This window comes from Candidatus Cloacimonadota bacterium, assembly GCA_011372345.1.
Classification (GTDB): domain Bacteria; phylum Cloacimonadota; class Cloacimonadia; order Cloacimonadales; family TCS61; genus DRTC01.
The window spans coordinates 1-1,839 of sequence record DRTC01000314.1 but is presented as its reverse complement, the minus strand read 5'-3'; the positions used below and the strand labels follow the sequence as shown (position 1 = coordinate 1,839).

The following is a 1,839-nucleotide window of genomic DNA, read 5'->3' as shown; positions in this document are numbered from 1 at the left end:
TTGGCGTTATTCAAATTAGTCAAATCCAGTTTCTGGTCCGGAATATCCAGCGCGTCTGAAAGAAAAAAAAGAATATCGGTGCAGATTTTCATGCTGTTTTTAATATTTCTTTCCGGCGTCGTTAAAACCGCCACGTCATAGTCGCTGTCTGGACGCGCTTTCCCTTCCGCCTGGGAACCAAAGAGAACAATCATTTTAATTCCCAGTTTTTCCGCTTCCTTTTCTAATTTTTTCCGATTGATTTTCATGAGTTAATTCTTATGAATAATCCTAAAATTAATTAACAGCCGGCGGGAAATATGATCGCGTTTTCAGTTACTCTAATAACAGCCGGCCCGTTGCAATTAGTATTAGAATGCCCCGTTACCATAACATCAATGAAAGGCTGAGGTGAAGCTCCATCGCAGTCAGCGGAAGTATAGGTTACGCCGGTCGCTTTTAAATCGGCGGCGACAGGAAAAGACGATCCTATGGCAGTACTGCAAATTTCAGCGTTAGCCGCGGGATTAACAGCGGCATTGGTAGTATTAGCTGTTTTACTGCAACAAACTGACAATGCCGGCCGTAAGCTTGAAACCGCGGATTTCAGCACAGCTGTATTTGCTTTCACTCTTGACCTGTTCAAACTTACCAGCGTTACTGAAGCTAAAATACCAATAATAGCAATGGTAATTAAAACTTCAATGAGCGTAAATCCTTTATTTTTCATGCTCTTTTTTATTTTTATTTTTATTTTTTTATTGCTAAGCTTATGGTAAATTCTTTTTCTTATCCCAAAGCTTGCAAATTCAAGAATAAAAATGGTTAATTCAATAATAGCAAAAATACTTAAAAATGAAACAAGCAGATTCAGCCAATAAACTTTTTCAACGGACCTGTTAAAAGGCTCAAACTTTAGATAACGAGGAAAAAAAGAAAATGTGTCATAATCAATAAAATTCTGGGAAACAAAAGCTAACGGATAACCAAATCTAATTTCTTTCATTTGTTCCGAATCGCGCGCCGGCGCGGGAACGCATAATGTCGCCGCGAGCAAAATTAAACTGACAATCAATAACAACAGGTGTTTATTTTTTAAATTCATCGTATGTAAAATTAAAAACTTTGCTTGCTTGCCGCTTCTCGTAAAAATCAAATAAAACAGCAAGCAAAAAAATCTTCAATGCATTAAGTAATACTAGCATCCGGTAGGAAATCCTGATTCATCTGCTTCACCAAATACGGTATCACCATCATTATCATTCACAATTCCTGTCATTGTAACATGAACAGTATCATTGCAAGCATCAATAGGAAGTCCTGTGGGAGTTACACTAATTGCCGGATTAGTCTCATCACAGTCATTGATAACATCATAACTCACACTAGTAGCTTTTAAAGCATCGGAAGTCGGCAAATCAACATCGGCTAAATCCGGATTACAAAGATCCTCACTCTCCACATCCAAAAGATGATTTGTAGAAACATCGCAACACATTGTCACAGCAGGAACTAAGCTAGTAATTGTTGACTTGTAAGCGGCAACCGTGGCTTTATTTCTCGCGCTGTTCAAACTCACCAACACGATAGAAGCCAGAATTCCGATAATGGCGATCACGATCAGCAATTCAATCAATGTAAAACCTTTCAGATTCTTTAATTTTTTCATATTAACACCTCCCTTCCTGATTAATTTTTAATTTTAAATTTTTCCAATTTTTAAACAATTTTTAATGACAGAATTTTTCAAAATCTATCTTTTGCAACTTCTGGCAATCTTTGAAAGAATTAAAGTTAGTTCGTGCGCTTCTTTCCATAAAGTTCTGCATTCTTTTTCTTTATTTTTATTAGCCTTGGCAA

General features: G+C 36.9%; 3 protein-coding genes. All 3 read right to left on the bottom strand.

The window, feature by feature from the left end; all coding sequences use genetic code 11:
* On the bottom strand, positions 1-248 hold a 248-nt coding region (locus ENL20_06145; protein ID HHE38134.1), incomplete at its 3' end, for a nucleotidyltransferase domain-containing protein.
* Positions 249-280: 32 nt separating this feature from the next.
* Positions 281-721, bottom strand: a complete 441-nt coding sequence (locus tag ENL20_06140; protein HHE38133.1) for a type II secretion system protein — start codon at positions 719-721, stop codon at positions 281-283.
* A gap of 456 nt (positions 722-1,177) precedes the next feature.
* Complete coding sequence (locus ENL20_06135; protein ID HHE38132.1) at positions 1,178-1,648, bottom strand: type II secretion system protein; 471 nt, start codon at positions 1,646-1,648, stop codon at positions 1,178-1,180.
* Between the last annotated feature and the right edge of the window lie 191 nt (positions 1,649-1,839).

Coding starts and splice junctions, on each gene's coding strand:
- ENL20_06135 (HHE38132.1), bottom strand. CDS start 1,648: ATGAAAAAATTAAAGAATCTGAAAGGTTTTACATTGATTGAATTGCTG.